This is a genomic window from Streptomyces sp. NPDC049813 (assembly GCF_044465085.1).
Taxonomy (GTDB): Bacteria; Actinomycetota; Actinomycetes; order Streptomycetales; family Streptomycetaceae; genus Streptomyces.
Genome location: NZ_JBITLI010000021.1, coordinates 62634 through 89075 on the forward strand (window position 1 = coordinate 62634; position 26442 = coordinate 89075).

Annotated in this window: 27 protein-coding genes and 4 tRNA genes; 13 read left to right on the forward strand and 18 right to left on the reverse strand. The window is 73.1% G+C overall.

What is annotated here, in order from left to right:
• Positions 1–34: 34 nt before the first annotated feature.
• From ACIBW6_RS32045 to ACIBW6_RS32060, 4 genes are read right to left on the reverse strand one after another with little or no spacing between them, the layout of a single operon-like run.
• Complete coding sequence (locus ACIBW6_RS32045; RefSeq protein ID WP_399065868.1) at positions 35–1282, reverse strand: ABC transporter permease; 1248 nt, start codon at positions 1280–1282, stop codon at positions 35–37.
• Positions 1279–1962, reverse strand: a complete 684-nt coding sequence (locus ACIBW6_RS32050) for an ABC transporter ATP-binding protein (RefSeq protein ID WP_399065870.1) — start codon at positions 1960–1962, stop codon at positions 1279–1281. Before ACIBW6_RS32050 ends, ACIBW6_RS32045 begins: the two co-directional genes overlap by 4 nt.
• The gene (locus ACIBW6_RS32055; RefSeq protein WP_399065873.1) at positions 1959–3431 is read right to left on the reverse strand and encodes a peptidoglycan-binding protein; all 1473 of its coding nucleotides are present in this window, start codon (positions 3429–3431) and stop codon (positions 1959–1961) included. Before ACIBW6_RS32055 ends, ACIBW6_RS32050 begins: the two co-directional genes overlap by 4 nt.
• 59 nt (positions 3432–3490) lie before the next feature.
• Positions 3491–3988: a hypothetical protein gene (locus ACIBW6_RS32060; protein ID WP_399065875.1), complete on the reverse strand. Its 498-nt coding sequence runs from the start codon at positions 3986–3988 to the stop codon at positions 3491–3493.
• Between the two features lie 244 nt (positions 3989–4232).
• Here ACIBW6_RS32060 and ACIBW6_RS32065 point away from each other — a divergent pair, with 244 nt between their 5' ends.
• The 3 genes from ACIBW6_RS32065 to ACIBW6_RS32075 all read left to right on the forward strand — a co-directional run bounded on the left by ACIBW6_RS32065 (position 4233) and on the right by ACIBW6_RS32075 (position 6269).
• Complete coding sequence (locus ACIBW6_RS32065) at positions 4233–4679, forward strand: hypothetical protein (RefSeq protein WP_399065877.1); 447 nt, start codon at positions 4233–4235, stop codon at positions 4677–4679.
• A 116-nt stretch (positions 4680–4795) separates the two neighbouring features.
• Positions 4796–5800 (forward strand): hypothetical protein, encoded by a 1005-nt coding sequence (locus ACIBW6_RS32070; RefSeq protein ID WP_399065880.1) that lies wholly within the window; start codon positions 4796–4798, stop codon positions 5798–5800.
• Positions 5801–5882: 82 nt separating this feature from the next.
• Entirely contained in the window at positions 5883–6269 is a 387-nt protein-coding gene (locus ACIBW6_RS32075) for a helix-turn-helix transcriptional regulator (RefSeq protein WP_399065883.1), read from the forward strand.
• Positions 6270–6323: 54 nt separating this feature from the next.
• Here ACIBW6_RS32075 and ACIBW6_RS32080 read toward each other — a convergent pair.
• The 4 genes from ACIBW6_RS32080 to ACIBW6_RS32095 all read right to left on the reverse strand — a co-directional run bounded on the left by ACIBW6_RS32080 (position 6324) and on the right by ACIBW6_RS32095 (position 8286).
• Positions 6324–6397 (reverse strand) — tRNA-Phe (locus ACIBW6_RS32080).
• Positions 6398–6424: 27 nt separating this feature from the next.
• A tRNA-Asp gene (locus ACIBW6_RS32085) sits at positions 6425–6499 on the reverse strand.
• 38 nt (positions 6500–6537) lie between these two features.
• Positions 6538–6610 (reverse strand) — tRNA-Glu (locus ACIBW6_RS32090).
• An 80-nt stretch (positions 6611–6690) separates the two neighbouring features.
• Positions 6691–8286, reverse strand: a complete 1596-nt coding sequence (locus ACIBW6_RS32095) for a metallophosphoesterase (RefSeq protein WP_399065885.1) — start codon at positions 8284–8286, stop codon at positions 6691–6693.
• A gap of 59 nt (positions 8287–8345) precedes the next feature.
• On the opposite strand from ACIBW6_RS32095, the gene ACIBW6_RS32100 reads away from it, so the two are divergent.
• The 6 genes from ACIBW6_RS32100 to ACIBW6_RS32125 all read left to right on the forward strand — a co-directional run bounded on the left by ACIBW6_RS32100 (position 8346) and on the right by ACIBW6_RS32125 (position 15884).
• Positions 8346–8696, forward strand: coding sequence for a metallopeptidase family protein (locus ACIBW6_RS32100; RefSeq protein ID WP_399065887.1), 351 nt, complete (start codon positions 8346–8348; stop codon positions 8694–8696).
• A 216-nt stretch (positions 8697–8912) separates the two neighbouring features.
• Entirely contained in the window at positions 8913–9359 is a 447-nt protein-coding gene (locus ACIBW6_RS32105) for a hypothetical protein (protein WP_399065987.1), read from the forward strand.
• Between the two features lie 259 nt (positions 9360–9618).
• Positions 9619–11895 carry a DEAD/DEAH box helicase gene (locus ACIBW6_RS32110; protein WP_399065889.1) on the forward strand — a complete coding sequence of 759 codons (2277 nt, stop codon included), beginning with the start codon at positions 9619–9621 and terminating at the stop codon, positions 11893–11895.
• Between the two features lie 216 nt (positions 11896–12111).
• Positions 12112–14175 (forward strand): FG-GAP-like repeat-containing protein, encoded by a 2064-nt coding sequence (locus ACIBW6_RS32115; RefSeq protein ID WP_399065891.1) that lies wholly within the window; start codon positions 12112–12114, stop codon positions 14173–14175.
• 61 nt (positions 14176–14236) lie between these two features.
• Positions 14237–15733: an amino acid permease gene (locus ACIBW6_RS32120; protein ID WP_399065893.1), complete on the forward strand. Its 1497-nt coding sequence runs from the start codon at positions 14237–14239 to the stop codon at positions 15731–15733.
• A 78-nt stretch (positions 15734–15811) separates the two neighbouring features.
• Positions 15812–15884 (forward strand) — tRNA-Lys (locus tag ACIBW6_RS32125).
• Between the two features lie 67 nt (positions 15885–15951).
• Here the strand turns inward: ACIBW6_RS32125 and ACIBW6_RS32130 are convergent.
• From ACIBW6_RS32130 to ACIBW6_RS32140, 3 genes are all read right to left on the reverse strand, one after another.
• Complete coding sequence (locus ACIBW6_RS32130; RefSeq protein WP_399065895.1) at positions 15952–16203, reverse strand: chaplin; 252 nt, start codon at positions 16201–16203, stop codon at positions 15952–15954.
• 103 nt (positions 16204–16306) lie between these two features.
• Positions 16307–16480 carry a hypothetical protein gene (locus ACIBW6_RS32135; RefSeq protein ID WP_399065897.1) on the reverse strand — a complete coding sequence of 58 codons (174 nt, stop codon included), beginning with the start codon at positions 16478–16480 and terminating at the stop codon, positions 16307–16309.
• A 9-nt stretch (positions 16481–16489) separates the two neighbouring features.
• A complete protein-coding gene (locus tag ACIBW6_RS32140) occupies positions 16490–17686 on the reverse strand; it encodes an FAD-dependent monooxygenase (protein WP_399065899.1) in 1197 nt (398 codons plus the stop codon).
• 179 nt (positions 17687–17865) lie between these two features.
• Here ACIBW6_RS32140 and ACIBW6_RS32145 point away from each other — a divergent pair, with 179 nt between their 5' ends.
• A complete protein-coding gene (locus tag ACIBW6_RS32145; protein WP_399065901.1) occupies positions 17866–18213 on the forward strand; it encodes a chaplin in 348 nt (115 codons plus the stop codon).
• Positions 18214–18278: 65 nt separating this feature from the next.
• Here ACIBW6_RS32145 and ACIBW6_RS32150 read toward each other — a convergent pair whose 3' ends face one another.
• From ACIBW6_RS32150 to ACIBW6_RS32180, 7 genes are all read right to left on the reverse strand, one after another.
• Positions 18279–19148 carry a tyrosinase family protein gene (locus tag ACIBW6_RS32150; RefSeq protein WP_399065903.1) on the reverse strand — a complete coding sequence of 290 codons (870 nt, stop codon included), beginning with the start codon at positions 19146–19148 and terminating at the stop codon, positions 18279–18281.
• A gap of 6 nt (positions 19149–19154) precedes the next feature.
• Positions 19155–19571 (reverse strand): tyrosinase family oxidase copper chaperone, encoded by a 417-nt coding sequence (locus tag ACIBW6_RS32155; RefSeq protein WP_399065905.1) that lies wholly within the window; start codon positions 19569–19571, stop codon positions 19155–19157.
• A 64-nt stretch (positions 19572–19635) separates the two neighbouring features.
• Entirely contained in the window at positions 19636–20289 is a 654-nt protein-coding gene (locus ACIBW6_RS32160; protein WP_399065907.1) for a vitamin K epoxide reductase family protein, read from the reverse strand.
• Between the two features lie 50 nt (positions 20290–20339).
• On the reverse strand, positions 20340–20843 hold the full coding sequence (locus ACIBW6_RS32165; RefSeq protein WP_399065909.1) for a DUF5949 family protein: 504 nt from the start codon (positions 20841–20843) through the stop codon (positions 20340–20342).
• 134 nt (positions 20844–20977) lie between these two features.
• The gene (locus ACIBW6_RS32170; RefSeq protein ID WP_399065911.1) at positions 20978–21283 is read right to left on the reverse strand and encodes a hypothetical protein; all 306 of its coding nucleotides are present in this window, start codon (positions 21281–21283) and stop codon (positions 20978–20980) included.
• Positions 21284–21435: 152 nt separating this feature from the next.
• On the reverse strand, positions 21436–21996 hold the full coding sequence (locus ACIBW6_RS32175) for a hypothetical protein (RefSeq protein WP_399065913.1): 561 nt from the start codon (positions 21994–21996) through the stop codon (positions 21436–21438).
• A 143-nt stretch (positions 21997–22139) separates the two neighbouring features.
• Positions 22140–22379, reverse strand: coding sequence for a chaplin (locus ACIBW6_RS32180; RefSeq protein ID WP_399065915.1), 240 nt, complete (start codon positions 22377–22379; stop codon positions 22140–22142).
• A gap of 331 nt (positions 22380–22710) precedes the next feature.
• Here ACIBW6_RS32180 and ACIBW6_RS32185 point away from each other — a divergent pair, with 331 nt between their 5' ends.
• From ACIBW6_RS32185 to ACIBW6_RS32195, 3 genes are read left to right on the forward strand one after another with little or no spacing between them, the layout of a single operon-like run.
• Complete coding sequence (locus tag ACIBW6_RS32185) at positions 22711–23802, forward strand: DUF3344 domain-containing protein (RefSeq protein ID WP_399065917.1); 1092 nt, start codon at positions 22711–22713, stop codon at positions 23800–23802.
• A gap of 32 nt (positions 23803–23834) precedes the next feature.
• Positions 23835–25013 (forward strand): glycosyltransferase, encoded by a 1179-nt coding sequence (locus ACIBW6_RS32190; RefSeq protein ID WP_399065919.1) that lies wholly within the window; start codon positions 23835–23837, stop codon positions 25011–25013.
• Positions 25010–26440, forward strand: coding sequence for an exopolysaccharide biosynthesis polyprenyl glycosylphosphotransferase (locus tag ACIBW6_RS32195; protein WP_399065921.1), 1431 nt, complete (start codon positions 25010–25012; stop codon positions 26438–26440). The genes ACIBW6_RS32190 and ACIBW6_RS32195 overlap by 4 nt, the downstream gene beginning before the upstream one ends.
• Positions 26441–26442 lie beyond the last annotated feature (2 nt).

Consider the following 26442-nt stretch of genomic DNA (forward strand, 5'->3'; position numbering starts at 1 on the left):
ACGTCTCCGCGCGGGACGCCCAGTTCTCCGACGGTCAGCGGCGCAGGGCCTCCACCGGCTGGATGCGGGAGGCCCGCCAGGCCGGGTAGAGGCCGGCCAGCACGCCGGTGACCAGGCCGATCAGCGGCGCGGCGGCGACCGTTGCGGGGTGCACGACCGGCGTCCAGTCCCGGGCCACGGCGACGGCGACCACCGTCACGGTGCCCAGGCTGGTGCCGACCAGACCGCCCAGGGCGCCGAGGGCACCGGACTCGGCGAGGAACTGGGCCGTGATGTGCCGGGCGCGGGCGCCCAGGGCGCGGCGCAGCCCGATCTCGCCGGTGCGTTCGAGGACCGCGACCAGGGTGGTGTTGGCGATACCGACCGCGCCGATGACCAGGCAGATCCCGGCCAGCAGCAGGAAGAGCTGGCTCAGGTCGGAGCCCACCGTCGTGCGCAGGGTCCGGGGATCCGGCGGCGGGACGGCCTTGAAGTACTCGGGGTGGTCGGGGCGGAGCGCCGTGGCCGCCTCGGTGGCGACCTGCCGGGCGGCGCCCAGGTCGGTGGCGACGAGCATGCCGGACTCGGTGGGGCTCGGCTCCCCCCAGATCTGCTCGGCGGTGGTGCGCGGCACGACGACGGAGAGCAGCAGGTCGGCCTTGCGCTCCACGTCGTCGACGATGCCGACGACCGTGAACGACTCCTCGCCGATGAACAGCGCGGGATGGGTCTCCAGGGTGGTGATGCCCAGCCGGCTCGCGGTGCCCGCGCCGATCACGGCGACCCGGCCCGTCCGGGCCATCCGGTCGTCGTAGAGCCGCCCCTCGGCCAGGGTCGGCACGGCCGCCTCCAGGACGCCGGGGGAGGCCGCGACGACGTCGATCCGCTCCCCCTGGGCGTTGTCGCCGACCGGCGCGGAGCGGGTGCTGCTCGCCCGGTCGTCCCGCACGGTCCAGTAGACCCCGGCGGCCCTGACCCCGTTCACCCGGCGCATCCGCGCGTCGGCGTCCTCGGGGAAGGCGGGCCCGGTGAGCCGGCCGGGGTCGTCCACCGCCTCCTCGATGGTCACCTCGGTGGCGGTCAGCGCGTTGAACCGGGCGTCGATCTGGGACGAGGTGGTCGCGGTCAGCCCGAGGATCGCCACGAACGTGCCGACGCCGAGCACCGTGCCGAGCGCGGTCAGCGCGGAGCGGGCGGGCCGCTGCAGCATCCCGGCGGTGGCCTCGGCGAGCAGGTCGCGCGGGGCGAACGCGGACGGCACCACACCGCCGGCGGCGCGGCGCCGCCGCAGGCGCGGCCTCACGCGGCCACCCGCTGCTCCCGCAGGACGCCGTCGCGGATGGCCACGGTGCGGGCGCCGCGTGCGGCCACTTCCGGGTCGTGCGTGATCAGCAAGATGGTCATCCCGTCGGCGTGCAGTTCGTCGAGGAGCCCGAGGACGGCCCCGGCGTTGACGGTGTCGAGGTTGCCGGTGGGTTCGTCGCACAGCAGCAGCGAGGGGCTCGCGGCCAGCGCCCGGGCGATGGCGACGCGCTGGCGCTCACCGCCGGAGAGCCGGGTGGGCAGCGAGTCGAGCCGGTGGCCGAGGCCCACCCGCAGCAGGGCGTCGCGGGCGCGCGGGGCGCGCTCGGCGCGGGGGACGCCGTTGTAGACCATGGCCAGCGCGACGTTCTCCAACGCGGAGCGGTGCGGCAGCAGATGGAAGGCCTGGAAGACGAAGCCGATGCGGCGGCCGCGCAGCGCGGTCCGGTCGGCGTCGCTGAGCGCCCCGGTGTCGTGGCCGTCGAGGAGGTACGTGCCGTGCGTGGGGGCGTCCAGCAGCCCGGCGATGTTCAGGAAGGTGGACTTGCCCGAGCCCGAGGGCCCGACGACGGTCACGAAGTCCCCGGGCTCGACGAGCAGGTCGCACGGCTGGAGGGCGGCGACGGGCGGCGGCCCCGGATAGGTGAGCCCGGCCTGGCGGAACTCGATGACCGCGGTCACCGCCCCACCGCCCCTCTCTTCATCCCGACGATGACCTGCTCGCCCTTGGCCAGCCGGGCGGCCCCCACCGGCTCCACGGCGACGAAGCCGTCGCCCGCGGTGCCGGTGCGCACCTCCACCCGGCGCTGCTCGTCGTTCGGCTGGAGCACCGTGACCGTGGTCCGGCCGTCGGCGCCCGCGGTCAGCGCGGTGATCGGCACGACCAGCGCCTTGCCGTCGGTGCGGGCCGCCTCGATGGTCAGCCGCACGTCCTGTCCGGCCAGCTGGGCGTCGAGCGCCTTGTCCGGATCGACCCGCAGCAGGTAGCCGCTCTGTCCCGGCGGCGCCGACGCCCCGCCGCCCGGCGCGCCCTCGCCACCGCCGCCACCCTCGCCGCCGCTGCCCCCACCGCCGGCGGCGGGCGCCGTCAGCGCGTCCGCCAGCGCGCCCACCGTCGCCCGCGCCTCGATGCCGGTCAGCTCCGAGTAGATCTGCACCCGCTGCCCCTTGCGCACCAGGCCTTTCTGATGCTCCTGCAGGTAGGCCCGGACCGCGAGCCTGCCGCCGGACACCGTCAGCATCGTGCCGTCCACGGGCGCGCCCACCCGGCCCGGCACCGCGTCCACCCGGGCGGGGAAGCCCTGGAGGAAGACGACCTCGCCGGCGGGCAGCCGCGGGCCCGACGCGGCCTGCGCGGCGGCCAGGTCGTCCCGCGCCTCCGCCAGGTCGTCCTGCGCGTACTCCACCGCACGCGCCGCGCCCTTGCCCTTGGTGTCCTCGGCCTCCTGCACCGACCGCTCCGCCGCCGTCACCGCGTCCTCGGCCGCCTTCAGCCCCTTCCCGCCGTCGTCCACGGCGGGCAGCGGGTCGTACCCGATCGCCGCGTAGAAGGCGGTGAGGGCGGCCTTGGCGCCGGCCCCGAAGGTGCCGGGGGCGTCACCGCCGGTGCCGTGCCCCAGCTCGCCGAGCGCCTCCTGCAACTGCTTCACGTCATCGCCCTCCGCGCCGGGCTTCAGGTCGCGGTAGACGGGGATCCGGCCGCGCAGCACGAACACCGGGCGCCCGGAGACCTCCAGCAGCACCTGCCCGGCCTTCAGCCGGTCGCCCTGCTTCACCGGCAGCTTGGTCACGACGGGCGCGGCGCCGTCCTCCCCGCCCGCCACCTGCGGCGCCACGTCCACGCTCTGCCCGGCGACGACCTGACCGCGCACGATCACCGACGAGGTCAGCACCCGGTGCTCGACCGGCGACGTCAGCACCGAGCGGGCCGGGGGCCGCGCCTCCGCCGCCGCCTGGGACGGCGACTTGATCAGCGTGGCCGCCACCACCCCGGCCGCGGCGAGCAGCACCGCGCCACCGGCGACGGCGGCGATCCACCGGCGCCTGCGCGCGAGCCCGCCACCCGGGCCCGGGGCCGCGCCGGGCGCCTCCCCGGCCTCGTGCGTCGTCTGTACCGCGGGTTCGTCCCCGCCGTCCGAATGTGCGCTCACGTCGTCACGCTTCCTCGTCGCGCCTGCGGGAGCCGCCGCGCCCTGTCCTGCCGGCCCGGTCAGCCGCCGACGACGACGTCGTCGGCGCCCTTGCCGGCGCTGCACTTCTTCAGCGCCGCGACGAGCGCGTCGTTGTCGCCGCTCTTGGACCGGTCGTACGTGGTGAAGCCCTCCGCCTTCATGCAGGCGCCGAAGGCCGGGTCCGCCTTCGCCGGGTCGCCCTCGTCCGCGGTGGTGTCGTGCGCGGGCAGCAGGTCCGCGCACTTCGCCTCGGCCTTCGTCAGCACCGACTGGTCCCCACCGGTCTTGGCCACGCGGAGTTCACCGTCGGCCGTGGTCTCGATGGTGACCCCGTTCTTCTCCAGGCACCCGTAGTAGGCACGGTCCGCCGCGCTCGCGGCGGACGGCTTCGCGTCCGCGGCGGACTTCGCGCCGTCCGTGGTGCCGCCGTCCGCGCCGTCCGCCCCGCCCTTCTCCGCGCCGCCGCATCCGGCCAGGAGGGCGGCGGCCAGCAGCGCTGTGCACAGGGATCGCGTGACGCGAGCGGGGGAGAGCATGAGTGACTCCACTTTTGCTGAGAGAGGGGGCGGCGCGGCTGCTCCGCGGCACGTCACGCCCAGCCGTCTTCCCCCGGGCCGTCCGCCGCGGAACGGCCGGCCGCCACTGACCCCACCACGGGGTGCGAGCCGCCGTCTACTGTCCCCGGGGCCAGTAGACGGCGCTTGCCGAACGATCTGTAATAGCGCGTCACCCCTCACAGCTGCGCACGCAACTACGCATCAGTAGCTAGGAGTTCTGTTCATGACCCACCTCATACGCCGCGTGGCCACCGTCGCGCTGGCCGTCTCCGCCCTGGGCGGACTCGGTCTGGCCACGGCCGGCACAGCGGCAGCCGAGCAGGTCGCCTACGACGGCTACCTCGACCCGGAGGAGATCGGCTTCTACTACAACTCGAACCAGGCCGGCTGCGTCTTCGACCTGTTCGACAAGGACCAGAACTTCAACAACGACTACTTCAAGGCCTTCCCGACCTCGGCCTCGTGCAACGGCAAGGGGCAGGTCGTCGGCAACAACACCGCCTCCTACAAGAACCGCAGCGGCGACGACTGGTACGTGCACACCGGTCCCAACAGCGGCGGTACCTACCACGGCGAGATCCCCGCCTACTACGTGGGCAACGCGACCGCCAACTTCAAGAACAACATCGAGTCGGCCTGCTGGGTCGTGGAGTACTGCGCCCCGTACTAGAGCGACCCGGGCGCCCCGGCGCCCGAGCTCTCACCACCCGCTGTCCCGCTTGCCGATATCAAGCGGGACAGCGGTTCTCTCACGCTACCGGCACGACGACCGCGAGGATCCCCGCCATGGCTCTCACCGCCCGACTCCTGGCCGCCACCTGCCTGTTGAGCGCCGCCGTACTGACCCTCGGCGGCTGCGCGGGCGAGGAGAGCGCGGCCGGCGGCGCGGGCAAGGAGCCGGCCCTCGGCACCATCGAGAAGCTCACCAGCACCGAGGGCCTCGAATTCCCGATCGCGGCCTACGAGGTCACCCCCGACCAGCAGTACCAGTCGAAGAAGGCCCAGAACCGGCTGATCGAGCAGTGCATGAAGCGCTTCGGCTTCGCGTACACGCTCCCCGCCCCGACGCCGCCGCGCGCGGACGAGGAGGCGAACGCCCGGGTCTTCGGCCTGGCCAGCGCGGCGGACGCGGCCCAGTTCGGCTACGCGAGTCCGAACCGGGGCGCCGCCACGGCGCCCACCACGAGGCAGTCGCAGGCCCGGCTCAGCCGGACCGGCCAGACGGTGCTCAACGGGGTGGACCCCGTCGCCGAGGCCGCGGCGAAGGAGAAGGGCAAGGCGGCCGCGCCCACCGGTGAACCCATGTCGCAGGCCGAGGCGGAGAAGGCACCGGGCAGCGGCATCACCGTCAACGGCCAGGAAGTGCCCGTCGGCGGCTGCGGACGCGAGTCGGCCCTGAAGCTGTACGCCCCCAAGCCCGGCTCCCTCGACATCCTCTACGTCTTCAACCTGGGCGGGGAGGCCGAGTCCAGGACGCTGGAGGACTCCCGGGTCAGGAAGGCCACGGCCAAGTGGTCGCGGTGCATGGCCGGTTCCGGCTTCACCACGGCCGGCCCCGACAGCGTCCAGTCGGACCTGGGCCTGGAGCAGGGCAGGCTCTCCAGCCCCGAGGCCGTCACCGTCGCCAAGGCGGACGTCGCCTGCAAGACCGAGGTCAACTACCTCGGCATCCGGTACGCCGTGCAGAGCGCCTACGAGAAGGCTCTGGTGGAGGAGCACGCCGAGACCCTCGCCCTGTTCAAGCAGCAGACGCAGGACCGGCTCCGGCTGGCGGCACGGCTCAACGGCTGACCTGATCGGTTACGATCACGCCGCATCAGGATTGCGCGGGCCCCGGCCGGCCGCGCGGCACTTGAACCCTGGGGGGGGATTCATGCGTTCTGTTGGTCAGGTGGACGTCGGTCAGGTGGACGTCGGTCCTGTGGACGTCGGTCAGGTGGACGTCGGTCCGGCGGACGAGGAGTGCCTGCCGGGCGGGGTCGGTGGGAGCAGAGCGGCCGCGGAGTTACTCCTGCGCGCGCTCGTCCTCGACCCGCCGCTCACCGAGACCGAGGAGAGGATCCTCGGCCTGCTGCGGGGCGGACCGACCAACGCGGAGATCGCCACCTGTCTGGGGATCACGACCCGTACCGTGAAGTTCCACGTGGCCAACCTGAGGGTCAAGCACTGCGGGCTCTCCCGCCTCCAGCTCTGTCTGCTGGCCACGCTGCGCCGCCTGGACCCGGTCGCGGCCGGGAGCGCCGTGGGCCGCCCGGCCTGACCCCGCGACGACGAAGAAGCCCCGGACGGCACGTCCGGGGCTTCTTCCATGGGGTGGCTGGGGCCGGGATCGAACCGGCGACCTATCGCTTTTCAGGCGATCGCTCGTACCAACTGAGCTACCCAGCCACGCAGTTCACCGAAGTGAACTGCAAGCGGTCCTGACGGGATTTGAACCCGCGGCCTCCACCTTGACAGGGTGGCGAGCACTCCAAACTGCTCCACAGGACCTTGCTGTTGTGTGCAACAGTGTCGCACACGGACTTGCGTGCCCCCAACGGGATTCGAACCCGTGCTACCGCCTTGAAAGGGCGGCGTCCTAGGCCGCTAGACGATGAGGGCTATCGGCCCGCCTGGGCGCTTCGCAGCGCGTCGGGGACGTGAGAAGCATATGGGATGCGGGGAGCTATCGCCAAAACGGTTTACGGGGGTCCCGGGGAGGCCGGTCCCGGGCCGGTGGGCGAGGGGGTGGCGCCCGGCCGGTTCTCCTTCGGCAGGTGGCGGCTGACCTCGGCCGTCGTCAGGCCGAGACCGCCGAGCCTGATCTCGTCCCAGGCCTGCAGGCGCTTGGTGGTGCTGTCCAGGTAGAGCACGGAGGCCTCGACCGGGTCGGGGTACTTGTCGTCGACGGCCCGCAGCCCGCTGCCGCCCGTCGAGCCCTCGACGCGCAGCCGGGTGCCGAGCGGCAGCACCTCCGTGTCGCGGTGGTGGATGTGCCCGGCCAGGACCAGCGGCACCGCCCCGTCCGTCTCGCGCGCGGCCGTCGGGTTGTGGGCCAGCGCGATGTCGACCGGGGTGCCCGCCGCCTGCTGGTCGCGCAGGGCCGAGGCGAGCCGGATGCCCGCCATGTGCTCGGCCGGGTCGCCGAGGGCCCGCGTGGAGCGGTCCGGCGTGTACTGCGGGTCCCCGGTACCGGCGATGCGCAGGCCCGCGACCGTCACGGCCCGGCCCTCGTCGAGCACGTGGACGTTCCTGAACCGCCCGCGGTCGGCGAGGTAGCGCTGGGTCGTCATGGAGTCGTGGTTGCCGCGGATCCACACGTAGGGCGCGCCGAGGCCCTTGACCGGATCGAGGAAGGCGTTCTCGGCGGCCGATCCGTGGTCCATCGTGTCGCCGGTGTCGACGATGACGGAGATCCGGTACTGCGCGACCAGCGAGGCGATGATCTTCCACGCCGCCGGGTTGAGGTGGATGTCGGAGACGTGCAGGACCCGGATCGTGCTGGGGTCGGGGCGGTAGGCGGGCAGCGTGGACGTCGCGTCGTAGAGCTTGGTGACGTTCGTGACCAGCCGGGCCAACTCCCGCTGGTAGACGTCGAACTCGGTGACGATCGAGCGGGCGTTGCCGACGACCGAGGGCGCGGAGGTGAGCAGCCCGGAGAACTTCGGCTCCAGGACCGAGTCCGCGTTCCAGGTCGCGTACGCGGTCCCGCCGGAGGCGGCGAGGAGCGCGAGGGCGAGACCGCCGGCGGCCAGGGCGCGGCGGGGGCGCCGGTAGACCGCGAGGCCGAGCGCCGTCGCGCCGGAGACCACCGCCACGCAGGAGCGGACGGCCAGGTCGAGGGTGCCGTGCTCGACGTCGCGGACCACCTCGTCCTGGAGCCCCGAGATCCGCTCCGGATGGTCGACCAGGGCGCGGGAGCGCACCGGGTCGAGCCGGTCCACGTCGACGTCGAGGCGGATCGGGGCGGTGTGGGAGTCCAGCTCCAGGGCGCCGAGCGGCGAGACGTTGATCTTCGTGCCGCCGGAGACGGAGGGGCGCAGCGTCATCCGGGTGTCCATCGGGCCCACGGGCGCGCGGACGCTGCCGACGACCAGGAGGCCGAGCCAGGCGCCGAGCAGCACGACCGCGACCAGGCCGAGGGCGCGGACGAACGGGTGCGACGGGTGGTCCGCGAACAGCGCCGGGTGCGGCCGGTGGCGGGCGCGGCGGCGCCGCAGGGCGGCCGACGCGGTGGTCCGCACGGTCCGTATGCGGTGCAGGGCACGGCGTACGGCGACTGCGGGCGGTCGGGCCATTGCTCCCGTATGCCCATGTGGACGGGTGGATATGCGGTGCCGTACCGGACAATGGCCGGGTGCTGGAGATGACGCGCGAGGAGTTCGAGGAACTGGTGGCCGAGGCGCTCGACCGGATCCCGCCCGAGCTGACGCGGCTCATGGACAACGTGGCGGTGTTCGTCGAGGACGAGCCGCCCGCCGACGAGCCCGAGCTGCTCGGGCTCTACGAGGGGACGCCGCTCACCGACCGCGGCGAGTGGTACGCCGGGGTGCTGCCCGACCGCATCACCGTCTACCGCGGGCCGACGCTGCGGATGTGCGAGTCCCGGGAGGACGTCGTCGCGGAGACCGAGATCACCGTGGTCCACGAGATCGCGCACCACTTCGGGATCGACGACGCCCGGCTGCACGCGCTCGGCTACGGCTGAGCGGCGCCCGCGCCTTTGTGCGGGGTTCCTTTGTGCGGGCTTTGTGCGGTGGGCGCGCGGCGCGTGTCTTTGTGCGGGGCGCCGGAGTTGGGAGAGGTGACCCCGTCACGTGCCCGGAGGTGCTCGCCCGTGCGCCAGCTGCCCGTACCGCTTTGTGCCCTACGACTCAGTCGCCTGGCCGCGACGACGGTGGCCGTCGCCGCGGCCGCCGGGTGCATGAGCGTGGCCGACGACGCGCGCCCGCCCGCGCCCGCGCACTCCGCGGCCCACCGCGGCGCGGGTCCCGCGCCCGACGGGGGCACGCTGGTCTCGGACGGCGGGGGCCGCGTCGGCGCCCGCGTCCCCAAGGCGCCGGTGACCGCGGACGGCTCGGCAGCGGCGACGGACTCCGCGTCGCCCTCCGCCTCCGGGTCGCGCGGCACGCCCCCGGCCGGGCGGACGCGCCCCCCGAAGGCGCCGCCCACCCGGTCCACCCCCACGGTGCGGCCGACCCCGCCGCGCACCACGCCGCCGCCGCCGCCGACGCCGCCCAAGGAGACGCCGACGCCGACACCTGACCCGTCCCCGACGACCGCGGAGCCGTCCTCGTCCGCGCACGAGCAGCAGGCGGCGGCGCACCGCGTGCTGGGCGAGCCGGCGCCGCAGGCCGGGAGCCCGGCGTGAGCCGGGGCCGAGTCCGGGCCGGCACCGGGTGTGAGCGGGGTCTCAGGGAAATCCAGGTAAACGGTTTGCCTCGGGGGGTGGTGGGTGCGTATGGTGGTAGATCGTTTGATCCCATTTGCCCGGCGCCGTACAGGAGCGCCGCGTGGCGCGTACTCTCCCTTGCCGTGGCTGGACCGCATTGAGGCGGTCGATTTGCGAAACCGCGAATACACGGAGTTGACGGGCGCGTGCCGAAACTCCGGAAGGTTTCGCATTTCGCATGTCCATTTCTGCTGACCAGACCATCGAGAACACCCCGAACGACGACGCCGTCGACACCCCCGTCGAGGCCGTCGAGACGCTCGACACCACCGCCGACACCGCTGTCGACGAGAGCACCGAGGCCACCGAGAGCGCGGAGAGCACCGAGAACGCCGAGCCGACGCTCACCTTCGCCGACCTCGGCCTCCCCGAGCCGGTCGTGCGCAAGCTCGCGCAGAACGGTGTGACGACCCCCTTCCCGATCCAGGCCGCGACCATCCCGGACGCCCTGGCCGGCAAGGACATCCTCGGCCGTGGCCGCACCGGCTCCGGCAAGACCCTCTCCTTCGGCCTGCCCGTGCTGGCCCGCCTCGCCGGCGGCCGCACCGAGAAGCACAAGCCGCGCGCCGTCATCCTCACCCCGACCCGCGAGCTCGCGATGCAGGTCGCGGACGCGCTGCAGCCCTACGGCGACCAGGTCGGCCTGAAGATGAAGGTCGTCTGCGGCGGCACCTCGATGGGCAACCAGATCTACGCCCTGGAGCGCGGCGTCGACATCCTCGTCGCCACCCCGGGCCGGCTGCGCGACATCATCAACCGCGGCGCCTGCTCCCTGGAGAACATCGAGGTCGCCGTCCTCGACGAGGCCGACCAGATGTCCGACCTGGGCTTCCTGCCCGAGGTCACCGAACTGCTCGACCAGGTCCCGGCCGGCGGCCAGCGGATGCTCTTCTCCGCCACGATGGAGAACGAGATCTCCACGCTGGTCAAGCGCTACCTGACGAACCCCGTCACGCACGAGGTCGACAGCGCGCAGGGCAACGTCACGACGATGTCCCACCACATCCTCATCGTGAAGCCCAAGGACAAGGCGCCGGTCACCGCCGCGATCGCCTCCCGCAAGGGCCGCACGATCATCTTCGTCCGCACCCAGCTGGGCGCCGACCGCATCGCCGAGCAGCTCTGCGACTCGGGCGTGAAGGCCGACGCGCTGCACGGCGGCATGACGCAGGGTGCGCGCACCCGCGTCCTGGAGGACTTCAAGAAGGGCTACGTCAACGCGCTCGTCGCGACCGACGTCGCCGCGCGCGGCATCCACGTCGACGGCATCGACCTGGTCCTGAACGTGGACCCGGCCGGTGACCACAAGGACTACCTGCACCGCGCGGGCCGTACCGCCCGGGCCGGCCGCACCGGCACCGTCGTCTCCCTGTCGCTGCCGCACCAGCGCCGCCAGATCTTCCGCCTGATGGAGGACGCGGGCGTCGACGCCGGGCGTCACATCATCCAGGGCGGCGCCGCCTTCGACCCGGAGGTCGCGGAGATCACCGGCGCCCGGTCCATGACCGAGGTGCAGGCCGAGTCCGCGGGCAACGCGGCGCAGCAGGCCGAGCGCGAGGTCACCCAGCTGACCAAGCAGCTGGAGCGGGCGAACCGCCGCGCGGCCGAGCTGCGCGAGGAGGCCGACCGCCTCACCGCCCGCGCCGCCCGTGAGCGCGGCGAGGACGAGGAGGGCGTGGCCGCGGCCGTCGCCGCCGCCGCGGAGGCCGCCGCCGTGCAGGCCGCCGAGGCCGTCGCCGCCGAGGTGCCGCAGCAGGCGGAGCGTTCCTCGTACGAGCAGCCGCGTCAGCGCCGCGACGAGCGGGGCAACTTCGAGCGCCGCGACCGTCGTGACGACCGTGGCGACCGGGGCGGCCGTGGTGGCTTCGAGCGCCGGGACAACGACCGTGGCGGCTTCCGCCGCGACGACCGCGGTGACCGTGGCGGCCGTTCTTTCGAGCGTCGTGACGACAACCGTGGTGGCGGTTTCCGCCGCGACGACAACCGTGGTGGCGGCTTCAACCGCGACGACCGCGGTGACCGGGCCAACCGTGGCGGTGGCTTCAACCGCGACGACCGCGGTGACCGTGGCGGCCGTGGCGGCTTCGAGCGCCGGGACGACAACCGTGGTGGCGGTTTCCGCCGCGACGACAACCGTGGTGGCGGCTTCAACCGCGACGACCGCGGTGACCGGGCCAACCGTGGTGGCGGCTTCAACCGCGACGACCGCGGTGACCGTGGCGGCCGTGGCGGCTTCGAGCGCCGGGACGACAACCGTGGTGGCGGCTTCCGCCGCGACGACCGTCCCTCCGGCGGCCACCGCGGCAGCGACCGCCCGTTCAACCGCGACCGCCAGGGCGACCGCCCCGCCACCGGCCACCGTCCGTACGGCCGCCGTGACGACCGCGCCGGTTCCGGCTCGGGCTCGTCCTTCGGCCGCCGCGACGACAAGCCGCGCTGGAAGCGCAACGGCTGACGCCGGCTGATCCACCGAGGCGGGCCCACCCCATCGCGGGGTGGGCCCGCTTTGTCGTGTACGCGCTGCTAAGCTCCACGGGCCCGTGCAACGGGCCATCACTTCTCTGCCGAGGGGCCCCACACCCTCCATGGCACACCCATGGTTCAAGGAGGGGCTTTGCCTCGTAGGGGTCTTCTGCCGGTGTCGTTGGCCGCGCTCATGGCGCTCGGTACCGTGTCACTCACCGTCGCGGAGCCCGCGGGCGCGGCCGGCGCCGAGACCGTCGTCCCGACGGACGGCGTCCGGGGGCTCGACATCGCGGGCGGCTACCTCAGCACCGTCGAGAGGGCCCCCAACGGGGAGCAGTGGGTCACCAACCGCACCGTCTCGGCGGACGGCGCCACGGTCGGAACGGCGGAGCGGCGCGGGTTCGCGGGGACGTACGCGGTCGGGCAGCACGCCGAGCGTGTCCCGTGCGACGCGGGCAGCTGTGTGCCGCTGCGGGCGACCGGCAACGGCAACGTGGGCTACTTCACCGTCAGGAGCGATGGCACCCAGTGGGCGCAGCTCTGGACGAGCCCGAACACGTACCACGGCACCGAACCCGCCGTCACCGGCGGCCGGTTCACCGATGTCAGCGGCCGCTTCTTCGCCTACTCGGCGGCCTCCACCGGCAAGCAGTACGTCGATGTGGTGCAGCAGTACCGGAGGGCGGACGTCCGGCTGACCCGCACCGCGAGCGCCGCGTCCCTGTGGGGGACGCGGCTGTGGGCCCCGGGATCCGGCGCGGGCGTCGTCACCTCGTACGACCTGAAGACCAAGAAGACCGTCGAGACGGTGGCCACCGGGGCCCCGTGCACGGTCAAGGAGCTTCAGGTGACCGGGCGCTGGCTGTACTGGAACTGCGGGCCCACCGGCGCCGCGGGCGTCTACGACCGCACCGCGAAGAAGAAGATCACCGTGCCGTCCGGGCCCGCGCTCGTCGGCGACGGCTACCTCGTCCAGCACGACAGGACCGCGGGGCAGCTGAAGCTGACCGACTTCCACACCGGCACCGCGCAGGCCCCCCGGGCGATCGCGGAGCTGCCGGCCGGCACCACCGCGGACCAGCGGCGCCAGACCTGGTCCGTGGACCGGTTCGGCGGCGACATCGCGTACCTGGGCCAGGACGACGCCGTCCACATCGTGCAGAGCGGTGTGCCGGCGCAGGGCCTGGCGAAGATCGAGTCGGACGTCGACGGCGACACGCTCGACGCCAAGGGTCGCAACGGCGCCTCCACCGCCTGGAACAGCAGCTGGCAGTTGAACAAGCCCGCCACCTGGACGTTCACCGTCAAGGACAGCCTCGGCAGGACGGTGCGCACCCTGCGCGGCGGGGGCAGCGCCGCGGCACGGGTCGAGTGGGACGGCAGGACGGACGCGGGCGGCTACGCCTACAACGGCGCCTACTCCTGGACCCTCACCGCGACCGCCGCCGAGGGCACCGGCACCTTCACCACCACGGGCGCCATCGACTTCACCGGCGGGCTCCAGGGCCACCACGACCTGGGCGGCGTCCGCTTCGGCGAGATGGTCACCCTGAACTCCTCCGGCGGCCTGACCCTGCACTACACCAAGGGCAAGGGCACGCTCGACTGGAAGCAGTCCGGCTCGGGCTGGCCCGCCGGGACGCTGGCCGTGCCCTTCGGCGACATGGGCAGCGACCGCTGCGCCGAACTCCTGGTGCGCACGCCGGCCGGCGAGCTGCGCCGGTACGCGGGCAAGTGCGGCAGCGGCGCCTACGTCCCGAACAGCAGCCACACCTCGCTGGGCACCGGCTGGAACGCCTACAACGTGCTGACGGCCCCCGGCGACCTGACCGGTGACGGCCGCACCGACCTGCTCGCCCGCAAGGCGTCCACCGGCGACATCTACGTCTTCGCCAACGGCGGCAACGGCAAGCTGCTGCCGGGCAAGAAGATCCGGTCGGCCTGGACGGCGTACAACCACATCGTGGGCGCCGGTGACCTCACCGGCGACGGGATCGGTGACGTGCTCGCCCGCGAGAAGAACGGGACGCTGTACCGCTACGACGGCAGGGGCGACGGGACGCTGAAGGACCGGGTCGCCGTGTTCACCGGGTGGGGCTCCTCGTACAGCACGATCGTCGGCGCCGGAGACCTCACCGGGGACGGGAGGAACGACCTGGTGGAGCGGGACACGTCCGGCAACCTCTACCGCAACGACGGCAAGGGGAACGGCTCGTTCTCGGGCCGGACGAAGATCGCTTCGGGCTGGACCTACAAGGGCGTCTTCTAACGGGGAAGCCGGGTCATGATCGGCCGCATGGCGCGCCCCCGGCGAGGGAATCGCTGGGGGCATGACAAGCGAAGCGCACGACGCCGCTGACCGGGAAGCGCCCCCCGGGCGGGCCGGCTCGGACGAGGAACGGCTCGCCCAGCTCGGCTACACGCAGGTCCTGGCCCGCCGCATGTCCGGGTTCTCCAACTACGCCGTCTCCTTCACGATCATCTCGGTCCTCTCCGGCTGCCTGACGATGTACCTGTTCGGGATGAACACCGGCGGGCCCGTCCTCATCACCTGGGGCTGGGTCGCGGTCGGCCTGATGACGCTCTTCGTGGGCCTCGCCATGGCCGAGATCTGTTCGGCCTACCCGACCTCGGCGGGCCTGTACTTCTGGGCGCACCGGCTGGCGCCGGAGCGGTCGGCGGCGGCCTGGGCCTGGTTCACCGGCTGGTTCAACGTGCTCGGGCAGGTCGCCGTGACCGCCGGCATCGACTTCGGCGCCGCGTCCTTCCTCGGCGCGTACCTGAACCTGGAGTTCGGCTTCGAGGTGACGCCCGGCCGCACGATCCTCCTCTTCGCGGGCATCCTCCTCCTGCACGGCCTGCTCAACACCTTCGGCGTGCGCATCGTCGCCGTCCTCAACAGCGTCAGCGTGTGGTGGCACGTGCTCGGGGTCGCCGTCATCGTCGGCGCCCTGGCCCTCGTCCCCGACCACCACCAGCCGGCCTCCTTCGTCTTCGGCGAGTTCGTCAACAACACCGGCTGGGACAGCGGCACGTACGTCGTCCTCATCGGCCTGCTCATGGCGCAGTACACCTTCACCGGCTACGACGCCTCGGCCCACATGACCGAGGAGACGCACGACGCCGCCACGGCGGGCCCCCGGGGCATCGTCCGCTCGATCTGGACGTCGTGGATCGCGGGCTTCGTCCTGCTGCTGGGCTTCACGTTCGCCATCCGCTCCTACGACGGCGCGCTCGGCTCCCCGACAGGCGCGCCCCCGGCGCAGATCCTCCTGGACGCGCTCGGCGCGACCGCGGGCAAGCTGCTCCTGCTCGTCGTCATCGGCGCCCAGCTCTTCTGCGGCATGGCCTCCGTCACCGCCAACAGCCGCATGATCTACGCCTTCTCGCGCGACGGGGCCCTGCCCTTCTCCCGGGTGTGGCACACGGTCAGCCCGCGCACCCGCACCCCCGTCGCGGCGGTCTGGCTCGCGGCCGGCGGCGCCCTGGTGCTCGGCCTGCCGTACCTGATCAACGTGACGGCGTACACGGCGGTGACCTCGATCGCGGTCATCGGCCTCTACCTCGCCTACGCCGTCCCGACGCTCCTGCGGCTGCGCAAGGGCGCCGCCTTCGAACGGGGGCCCTGGCACCTGGGCCGCTGGTCCGGCGTGGTCGGCGTGGTGGCGGTGGTCTGGGTCGCGGTGATCACCGTCCTCTTCATGCTGCCGCAGGTCTCCCCCGTGACCTGGGAGACCTTCAACTACGCCCCGGTCGCGGTCCTCGTCGTCCTCGGCTTCGCCGGAGTGTGGTGGCTGGCCTCGGCCCGCCGCTGGTTCCTGCGCTGACGCGCGATCCCGATACCCGATCGGCGTTCGCGCCGCGTCGGGCTATGCTCAGGGGTGCGTCGGCAAGGTCCGGCGCGTGGACCCTTAGCTCAATTGGCAGAGCAGTGGACTTTTAATCCATTGGTTGTGGGTTCGAGTCCCACAGGGTCTACCGATGAAGAACCGCCCCCACCCGCGGACATCCGCGAGTGGGGGCGGTTCTTACGTCAGGCGCGAACTCAGTCGTTCTTGCACTGGTTGCCGAACGCCGGGTTGAGCAGCCCGATCACGTCGATCGAGTTGCCGCAGACGTTGACCGGCACGTGCACGGGGACCTGGATGTTGTTGCCGGACAGGACACCCGGGCTGTTCTGGGCGTTGCCGACGGCGTTGGCGCCGCTGCCGGGGCCGTCAGCGGCGGCCAGGCCGGCGGAGCCGACGACGACGGTGCCCGCGAGAACCGCGGCGGTGGCGAATGCGCGAATACGCATCGAATCTCCCTGAGAGATGGGGAAAAGGGGATGACTCGACTATCACACCGCTGATCGGGATCCGGCTCGGCGAATTGGTCCATTGGTGGACGTGTCCGGAAATTCAGCTCTTCCGGCCCGCCGCCGGATCCACCCGCACCCAGCCGCGGGCGGGCCGGGCGGGCCGCGGCGGCACCGGTACCGCCCGGCCGTGGGCCTGCCAGAGCCGCACCAGGGCGTCGTAGATCGGAGTCTCCGGCGCCGCCCGGTGCGGCTCGCGGTCATGGGGTCCGGTCACGGGGCCCGGTCACTTGTTCTGCAGGACGCGCGCGATGCGCGGGCCGAGCCAGCGCTTGAACGAACGCAGGCTCTGGGTCCGGTCGATCGCCCGGTCGACCCGGTAGTACAGCTGCGGCGGGACGTAGGGGAGCAGCGGCGAGTGGCGCTGGCCGAGCAGGGCGAACATCTGGTGCGGCGCCAGATCGACGTAGCGCGTCAGGTTCTCGTACCAGCCGGCGCTGTGCCGCGCCGCGCTCTGCAGCGGCAGCAGGGCGCGCTTGCGGACGCGCTCGTACTCGCCGAGGGCCGGCGCGAGCCCGGCCGGGTCGCGCAGGGCCCGGGCCAGCGCCATGGCGTCCTGCATCGCCAGGGTGGTGCCTGCGCCGATGGAGTAGTGCGTGGTGTGGGCGGCGTCGCCGAGCAGGACCATGTTGCCGCGGGACCAGACGCGGTTGGTGACCGTGCGGAAGTGCTGCCACTGCGCCGGCCCCCCGACGTCGGTCCGCCCGATGAGCGGATGCCCCTCCAACGGCTCGGCCAGCAGCTTCTCAAGGAGCCGCAGGGCGTCGTCGCGCTCCAGGGTGTCGAACCCGAGCCCCGACCAGGTGTCCGGCGCGCACTCGACGATGCAGGTGCTGTGCTGCCCGTCGAAGCCGTACGCGTAGCACCAGAGCCACCCGTGCCCGGTCTCCACGAAGGCGAACGTGAAGGAGCGGAAGACCTTCGTGGTGCCGAGCCAGACGAACCGGTTGCGCCCCGGCGCGACCCGGGTGCCGAAGTGGTCCGCGTACCGCTCGCGCAGCGCGCTGCGGGCGCCGTCCGCGGCCACGACCAGGTCGGCGTCGAGCAGCGGGTCCCCGGGCGCGACCGCCCGGTCGAAGTTGACCTGCACGCCCAGGGACGCGGCCCGTTCGGTCAGGATGCGCAGCAGCCGGTGGCGGCCGATGGCGAAGCCCTCGTCACCGTGGTGGACGGTGGTCAGGTCGCGCACGTGAGCGACCCCGTCGCTCCACCGCACCGAGTGCTCCTGGATGCCGCGCGCGGACGGCGCGTCGTGCTCCATCAGGGTGTCGAGCATGTCGGGCCAGTAGGTGACGCCCCAGCCGTACGTCGCTCCTTCGGGGTTCTTCTCGAAGACGCTGATGTCGTGGCGGGGGTCCTGCGACTTCAGGAGGATCGCCAGGTACAGGGCCGCGGGCCCTCCGCCCACGCAGTGCACCTTCATGGGGGTTCCTCTCCTCAGGGGTCCGGCGGCACGGGGCCTCGACCGGGAAACGACGGGACGTTCCTATGGTTCTTTCAGGATGTGTCCCTGTGGTGGCCGTTACTGGCCGTGTGTCGTGCCGTTGAACACCCCGACGGCTGCGACCCCGCGGCCGCACTGCCAAGCAAAAGGAGAACGTGATGTCGCGCATCGCGAAGGCAGCCGCTGTCGCTCTCGGCACGGGTGCCGTGGTGGTCGGCGGAGCCGGTCTGGCCGCGGCCGACGCCGGTGCCCAGGGTGCTGCCACCAACTCCCCGGGTGTCCTGTCGGGCAACCTGCTCCAGGTCCCGGTCCACATCCCGGTCAACGTCTGCGGCAACACCGTGGACGTCATCGGCCTGCTGAACCCGGCGTTCGGCAACCAGTGCGCCAACGACGGCCACGGTGACCACGACGGTCACGGCGGCCACGGCGGCCACGGCGGCCACGGTGGGCACGGCGGCCACGACGACAACGGCAACGGCGACCACGGCGGCTACGGCAGCTGAGCCCCGCGCTTTCCTGACGGCCCTCGGCACGGCGGTGCTGGGGGCTTTCGCCTGCCCGGAGCCGCTCACGCGTACCGGTACAGGGACCGGTGGTCGAGCATGGCGCGCACCGGGGTGTCCCAGGGCGGCATCGTCTCGTCCAGGGCGAGGACCCGGTGGCGCTGGGAGTCGCCGATCCCGGGCGGGGTCGCCGGCAGGTAGGGGGCGGCGTCCGGATGGCGCTCCCGCCACCGCGACCAGCACAGGTCGACGAAGGCGTGGTGGAGCCAGAAGACGGGGTCGTTGACGGAACCGGCGCCGAGCATGTGCCCGCTCACCCAGCGGTGGACCCGGTTGTGGTTGTACCAAGTGCGGTCGCCCCGCCGGACGGGCCAGCCCTCCAGCTTGTTGCGGAACCCGGCGGGCGCGAGCGAGTTGTACGGCGCCGCGTCGTACACCGGCTCCTGCATCGCGGCGGCGAGCTCGTCCTTGCCGGGCAGCTGGACGGGGTCCTGCGGCCGCCCGAAGTCCCGCATCAGGAAGTCGCCGTCCGTCACCGCCTCCTTGACGGTCCACGCGCCGTGCGCGGCCGCGAAGGGGCCGGTCGTGACCCGGCGGTCGGAGCGGCGGCCGTTCCCGCCGAGGAAGTCCGCGCCCCACAAGGAGGCGCCCGGCGTCCGGTCCACGGTCCAGTCCCAGTACGGGACGGTGACCGACGGGTCCACCCGCTGCAGGGCCCGCTCGAACTCCAGCAGGAAGGCGCGGTGCCAGGGGAAGAACGACGGCGCCATGTGCGCCACGCGTAAGCCGCCGTCCCCGTCGCCGGTGTAGAAGTCGATGTGCGTGCGGACGAACTCGTCGTAGCGGCCGGTGCGTTTGACGGCGAGCACGGCGTCCACGAAGCGCTTCTTCTGGCTCTTGCTCAGCGTGCTCTGGTTCTGGCGGGTGTGGACCACCGGCACTCACGCCTTCCGGTCTCGCAGGGGCACCGGCCGGCCCTCGTGGGCCCGCAGGGTCTGGCCGCCGAGCTCCACGACGGCGCCCCGCGCCGCGGCCAGCGGGCCGGGATACGCGTCGTAGTGGTCGACCATGCTCAGGTACGTGCCGTCGGCGCGGCGCATGAGGTGCAGGGGGCGCCCGTCGACGGTGACCTGCCAGACGTCCTCCTCGCCGGGCGCGGCGGCGGGGAGCAGGACGCCGGTGATCCGCCGGCCGAGGTAGGTCTCGTCGAACGCCGCGGTCCCGGGCCCCGCCTGCGCCCGCGGCTGAGGGTCCGGCGCGGCGGGGGAGCGGAGCCTGAGCACCGCCACGGTGGTGGTGGCCGCGCCCAGCAGGGCCAGGGCCGCGCCCCGGCGGGACAACAACATCTCGGGACTCACATCCGCCTCCTCGGCGCCGCGGTGGAGGGGCCTCAGCTCACGCGGGGCCTCAGCTGCGTGGGTCTCAGCTCGTCCAGAAGTCCCACCAGCGCGTCAGCACCAACATGCCGACGGCGGCCACGTGCAGGGCGGGCGGCACCCAGGTGAACTCGGTGAAGAAGGCGCGCACCGCGGCCGGGGCGGGCAGCAGGCCCCGCCGGACGGTGAACGCGGTCAGGGACCAGAACGAGACGATGGTCGCCACCCAGGCCAGACAGCACCACAGGCACAGCGAGTTGATCCGGTACAGCGACTGGAACTGCAACCAGGAGACGAACCCGACGCCGAAGAGGCAGCCCGCGGTGCAGGTCAGCCAGTACCAGCGCGGGAAACGCGCACCGGCCAGCAGGCTCATCCCGACGCAGAGCAGCACCCCGTAGGCGACCAGCCCCAGCATCGGGTTGGGGAAGCCGAAGACGGCCGCCTGCTCGCTCTTCATGATGTTGCCGCAGGAGACGACCGGGTTCAGGCTGCACCCCGGCTGGAAGCCCGGGTCCTCCAGCAGCCTGAACTTGTCGAGGGTGATGACCCAGGACGCGAGCACCCCGGCGGCGCCCGCGACGACGAGGACCAGCGCGAGGGCCGGGCTCCGGTCGGCGGAGGCCGGGCCCGCGGGCCGGGGCGCGCCCCCGAGCTGGGCGGGGACGGACGCGGTGGCCCGCTGTTGGTCAGTGCTCACGCGAGGCTCCTTGACGGCCCGGACAGGTGGGTGGCGGCGGCGCGTGGCTCCTAGCCGCGGATGCGGCGGACCGGCAGCAGGCAGTGCGCGGCGGCCGTCAGGGTCGCCTCGTCGCCGACGAAGGCCTTCAGCTCCTCCTCGGTGACGGCCTTGCCGGGGGCCGCGGCGGGCCAGGGCCGGGTGGTGAAGATGAAGTAGGCGCTGCCCTTCTCCTCCGCGGCCGCGAGCCACTCCGGCGGGGCCGGGCACTGCGCGTTCAGCGGCGCCATGGAGATGACGGCCTGGCCCGCCTCGACGAGCAGCGTGACGGGGAAGCTCGGCTGGCGCACACCGCTGTCGACGGTGCCGCCCACGGTGAGCCCGTTGTTGCCGAGGAGGGTCCTGATCGCCGTCTCCGTGGCCTCGGGGCCGGCCGGGGAATCGCCCATGGAGTAGGCGAGGAGGAAAGGCGTGTCGCCGTCGCCCTCGGCGCTCTCTCCGCTCCAGGCGATGACGGCCAGAGTCCCCAGATCGGCCGGGCGGAATGCGGGTTCGATGCTCGACGTAGAAGTCACCGAGCAAGCCTAGCGAGGCCCCGGCCGGGCCCGGTTCGGAATTCACTCGATCGATGGAATTACGGGGAGAAAAAGCCGGAGGCCGTCCGGGAAACGAATCTCCCGAACGGCCTTCGAACGTAATTCCGGGCCTTTTACCGGCCGAGCGGGAGACCGCCGAGCAGCTTGGCCGGACCGCCCACGGCACCGTCGGCGCCGTGGGCGTCCAGCCCCTTGGTCACCCCGGAGACCGTGCCGACCAGACCCTTCTCGTGCTTCGGGTCGAGCAGGTTGGTGTCGACCGGCGACGCAAGGGTCGGCTGGTTGGTGATCGTCGTCAGCGCGTCGTTCAGGCCGCCGTTCAGGCTCATGGGGGGCATGTCCGAGGCAAAGGCGGGGGCGGTGGCCCCGGCGATCACCAGGGAGCCGGCGACGACAGCGGCGGCCTTCAGGGCCTTCATGGTGGGTCCTTCCTTCGACGACGATCGGTCTCTGACCGCTACAACGAGCGGCCCCGCCGTCAGAAACTCCGGTGGCCTCCGATCCGCGGATCCCACCCGGATCCCACCCGGATGCCAACCGGACGGATGTCGCCGCCGTCGCCCGGGTGAACTCAGGCGCCGGGCGCGGCCGGTGCCTGCTGCACCGGCGTGGCCAGCTCCTTGACCAGCGCGGTCACGGCCTGCGACAGCTGCTTGGTGGCGGCCGACATGTCGCCCGCCGCGGCCCCCTTGAGCAGGGCGTCGATGGCGGACCGCAGCTCGGTGGCGGCGTCGGACGGCTCGGCGCGGTCGGCTGTCATGGCGTCAGGAGCCGTGTCCCGCGCGGCTTCCGGCTCGCGCGCGGCGTGCTCCTTCTCCGCCTTGGCGAGGGCGCTGTCGATGGCGTCGGTGTGCTTCTGCACCTCCTGCGGGGCCATCTTGGTGCCCTGCGGCTGGAGGAGGCCGTTGAGCAGGCCGGTGATCGGGGTGAGCAGGCTGGTGACGCCCGCCAGCGGGCTCGCCTGGTCGGCGGGGGCGGCCGGGGCCGTTCCCGGCGCGGGGTCGAGGGACACGAACGTACGACTGTCCTGCACGTCGGCGGAGTTCGCGGCGAACGCGGGCGTCGCGGCACCGATCAGGAGGGAGGCGCAGAGAGCGGAGGTCGCGAGGCGTCGTACGGGCAGTGCGGGCATGAGTTCGCCTTTCGAGCGTGAGTTGACCTTGTGATCACCGTGGAACGACCCACAACGACCTGCAACCGAACCGCGCTCATACGGGCCAACGCAGAGCAGCCGCCCCCCGGGAAGGGGAGCGGCTGCCGAGAGCCGACTGGTCGTCAGTCGTTGGCGCAGGTGTTGCCGAAGGCCGGGTTCAGCAGGCCGATGACGTCGACGGTGTTGCCGCAGACGTTGACCGGCACGTGCACGGGGACCTGCACGACGTTGCCCGAGATGACGCCGGGCGAGTTGGTGGCGGCACCCTGCGCGCCGCTGTCGGCGGTGGCGATGCCGGCGCTGCCGGCCAGGGCGGCGGCGGCCACAGCGGAGAAGACGACTGCCTTGGCGGTACGCGACATGAACATGCTCCTTGGGGGTCGTTCCGTTCGGCCGGGGCAGGCGCCCGGCTCGTGGTGCAACGCGGTGGTGGTCCCCGGGGTTGCGGCTCCGAACGGGTGAATAGCCGTTAGGGCATTGAAGTGCGTCACGGAGTGGCGTCATGAAGCATCCGGTAATTTCACAGTTCCAACACACATCGTGTATCAAGTGAAACTCGCTGCCCCGTGACTACTGTTGGCTGTCCCTCGTTCGGGTCGGTATGCACCCGGAGGTCAACGGATTAGGTGTGACTTTCTTATTTGTCGCTCGTTGCTGCGATGAACCTGCTCATTCCTGAAAGGGAAGTCGGCCGTGCGAAAAGTCCAAGGCTGTTTGCTGCGCCGTACGACGGTGTGCCTGTTGTCCCTGACGGTGCTGGCCCTGCCCGGCCGGGCGACCGCGACGGCGCCGGGCCCCGAGAAGACCCGCATCCCGTTCGCCACGCGGTACGCCGCCGTGCAGCACGGCGGGATCGTGCGGGCGGCCAACGCGGCGATCACCTGCCGGGGCGCCGACTCCGCCAAGAAGGTCGGCTGCTCCGCCGCGCGGGCGGGCGCGGCCGCGGTCAACGGCGACTTCGACATGTTCTACACGGACGTCGACAGCGACCCCAACACCTACAACTCGACCCGGGCCGAGGTCCGTCTCCCCGAGGGCGCGCGGGTCACGTACGCGCGCCTGTACTGGGGCGGGAACCTGCGGGTCGGTGAGCAGAAGCCGCCCCGCGACAACGGCCGGGTGCTCGTGGCCGAACCCGGCGGCGCGTACAAGGAAGTGCTGGCCGACACCCCGGTCGGGCACCGCACGGCGCACGGCGCCGACGCCTTCCAGGCCTCCGCGGACGTCACCGCGCTGGTGGCCTCCGGCGGGTCCGGGCTGTGGACCGTGGCCCAGGTGAACGTCGCGATGGGGCGCACCGCCGCCGGGGCCTGGGGCGGCTGGACGCTCGTGGTCGCGTACGAGAAGGAGTCCGAGCCGCTGCGCCAGGTGTTCGTGCAGGACGGTTTCGACGCGCTCGGCGGGGGCCGCCCCGGCCAGGCCTTCCACCAGCGCACCGCGCCGGCGGCGGGCACCGGTGGCGTCGTAGGGCTCGTCGCCTACGACGGTGACCGCGGCAGCACCGGCGACGCGCTGACGCTCGCCACCGGCCACCGGGGGTCCGTGGCGCTCTCCGACCGGGCCAACCCGGCGCGGGACATCCTCAATTCGACCATCAGCGAACCCGGCGACCGCCCCGCACAGCGGCTGCCCGCCCATGCCAACACCCTCGGCTACGACTCCGACGTGTTCCCGCTGGGCCGGGCCGTCCGGCCGGGCGCCCGGGCCCTGGACCTGCGCCTGGCCTCGTCCGCCGACCGGGCCTGGGCCGGCGTGCTCTTCGGCGCCGTCGACGTCCGTTCCTAGCCGAACTCCGTTCCTCAGCCAAGGAAAAGGCGATGCCTGTGACGTCTGCACCCGTGCCGCCACGTGTGCTGCATGTGACGCAACCGGTCGACGGCGGAGTCGCGCGCGTGGTGGCCGACCTCGTCCGGCGGCAGCTCGCCGCCGGGATGAGCGTCTCGGTGGCCTGCCCCGCCTCCGGCAGCCTCCCCCGGCTCCTGTCCTCCTCGGGCTGCGAAGTCCTGACGTGGGAGGCCTCCCGCTCCCCGGGGAAGGGGCTGCTGCGGGAGGGAAGACACCTCTCCGGCGTGGTGGCCCGGGCGCGGCCCGACCTCATCCACGCGCACAGCGCCAAGGCGGGCCTGATCACCCGGCTCGTCGTCCGGGGCCGCGTCCCCACCGTCTTCCAGCCGCACGCCTGGTCCTTCGAGGCCGTCCGCGGCCTGCCCGCGCGGCTCGCCCTGCACTGGGAGCGGCTCGGCGCACGCTGGGCCGCCCGGCTGGTCTGCGTCAGCCGCGCCGAGCAGCGCACCGGCCGCGGCCTGGGCATCGACGCCGAGTGGCGGCTCGTCCCGAACGGGGTCGACCTGGAGCGCTTCTGCCCGGCGGGCCGGGCCGGCCCGGACGGTGTCCCGGCCGACGGCGCTCCCGGCGGCGACGGCCCGGACGGCGACGGGCCGCTGGTCGTCTGCGTGGGCCGGCTCTGCCGCCAGAAGGGCCAGGACCTCCTGGTCGAGGCCTGGCCCGAGGTGCTCCGGCACCTGCCCCGGGCCCGCCTGGTGCTGGTCGGCGACGGGCCGCAGGCGCAGGAGCTGCGGGCCGCAGCGCCCGGCTCGGTCCGGTTCGCCGGGGCCGTCGACGACCCGGTCCCCTGGTACCGCGCGGCGGACCTGGTCGTCATGCCCTCCCGCTGGGAAGGCATAGCGCTGGCGCCGCTGGAGGCCATGGCCTGCGGGAGCCCGGTGCTCCTCACGGACGTGGCCGGAGCCCGCGAGAGCCTGCCGGCCCCGCTCGCCGACGCGTGCCTCGTCCCCCCGGAGGACCCCGGGGCGCTGGCCCGCGCACTCGTCCGTCTGCTGCGTGAGCCCGCAGAGCTCCGCGCCCACGGCCGCGCCGCCCACCGCCACGTCCACGCCCACCACGACGTACGGCGCACCGCCGCGGCGGTCGCGGAGGTCTACGGCGAACTCCTGGGTCAGGAGACCACCGCACACAGAGAGCCGATCACGACGTGACCTCGGAACAGACCGTTGCCCCCGCCCTCGTCGTCCCCCAGCGGACCACCGTCGGCGCCAAGCTCGACCCGATCGGTGGCCCCGCCCGGGGCCACTCCACCCCTACGCTCCTGCTCGCGGCGGACACCACGGCGGCCCTGCTCGGCACGGTCGCGCTGACGCCCGTGCAGCCGAGGTCCCTCCTGGTGGCCGGCTTCGTCCTGCTGGTCCTCGTCCTGCACCGCGGTGCGGGCCTGTACCGGCCGGCCGAGGGACGGCACGTCCTCGACGACTGCCCCGCCCTCGCCGGACGCGTCCTGACCGCGTGGTGCGTCCTGACCGCTGCGTCGGCGAGCCTGCCGCTGCTGCGGCCGCTGCCGCTGCGCGCGGTGCTCGCCGGATGCGCGCTGCACGTGGTGCTCGCCGTCGCGGGCCGCGCGCTCGTCCTGCGGCGGCACCGGGCCGCGCTGCTGCGCCGCCCCTGCGCGACCCTCCTGGTGGGACCCGAACCCGCCGCGACCCGGGTCGCCGCGGCCCTGCAACGCCACCGGCCGAGCGGCATCCGGCTGGTCGGCATCGTCAGCGGGGAGCCGGCCGAGCCGCCCGCGGCGGGCGAGGAGCCCACGGTGCCGGTGCTGACCACCGCGGACGACGTGCGCCGTGCCGTGATCCAGAACGGGGTGCGGCGCGCGATCCTCCTGGGCAGCGCGGGCTCCCCCGCCTACCGCCCCTGGCTGCGCGGCCTCGCGGAACTGCGGTGCGAGTTCTGGGAGCTGGACCCGGACGTCTGCGCGTACGTGCCCGAGCGCGGCGGGGCCGACGGCCACCTGGCCGGGTTCCGCTGCCGCCCGCTGAGCGGGGCGGCCACCCGGCTGCACCCCGGCAAGCGCGCCCTGGACCTGGCGGTCTCCGCCGCCCTACTGGCGCTGGTCAGCCCGGTCCTGCTGGTCTGCGCGCTGTGGCTGCGCCTCAGCGAGGGGCCCGGGGTGGTCTTCCGCCAGGAGCGCGTCGGCAAGGACGGCCGCCCCTTCACCCTGCTGAAGTTCCGCACGCACCGGCCCGCGGACCCGCTGGAGGCCGCGACGCGCTGGAGCGTGGCCAACGAGCACCACATGCCGTGGTTCTGCCGGTTCCTGCGCCGGACCTCGCTGGACGAGCTGCTCCAGCTGTGGAACGTCTTCCGCGGCGACATGAGCCTGGTCGGACCCCGCCCGGAGCGCCCGTACTTCGTCATGAAGTTCAGCGAGACCTACCCCGGCTACAGCGAGCGGCACCGGGTGCCGACCGGCATCACCGGCCTCGCCCAGATCAACGGACTGCGCGGCGACACCTCCATCGAGGACCGCTGCCGGTACGACAACGCCTACATCGACAGCTGGTCGCTCTGGCGGGACCTCAGCATCCTGGCCCGCACGGCGACCGAGTTCTTCCGCCCTACGGGAAGTTGACG